This is a genomic window from Paenibacillus sp. YN15, from assembly GCF_003285005.1.
Lineage (GTDB): Bacteria > Bacillota > Bacilli > Paenibacillales > NBRC-103111 > Paenibacillus_AR.
Genome location: NZ_QMFA01000125.1, coordinates 1 through 318, shown reverse-complemented (window position 1 = coordinate 318; position 318 = coordinate 1). Strand labels below are relative to the sequence as shown.

The window sequence follows — 318 nt, the reverse complement described above, 5'->3', positions numbered from 1 at the left end:
CCCCTAACCGCTCCCCTTAACCTTCCAGCACCGGGCAGGCGTCAGCCCGTATACTTCGCCTTGCGGCTTCGCACAGACCTGTGTTTTTGCTAAACAGTCGCTTGGGCCTTTTCACTGCGGCCCCCTCGAGCTATTCACTCTACCGGGGCACCCCTTCTCCCGAAGTTACGGGGTCATGTTGCCGAGTTCCTTAACGAGAGTTCTTCCGCGCGCCTTAGAATTCTCTTCTTGCCTACCTGTGTCGGTTTCCGGTACGGGCACCTTCGCCTGGCTAGAGGCTTTTCTTGGCAGCGTGAGTACAGGACCTTCGGGTACTAA

At 57.5% G+C, this 318-nt stretch carries 1 rRNA gene; it reads right to left on the bottom strand.

Features of this window, described 5'->3' with window-relative positions:
* Nucleotides 1-318: ribosomal RNA gene (locus DQG13_RS30445) — 23S ribosomal RNA — on the bottom strand; the annotation flags it as partial.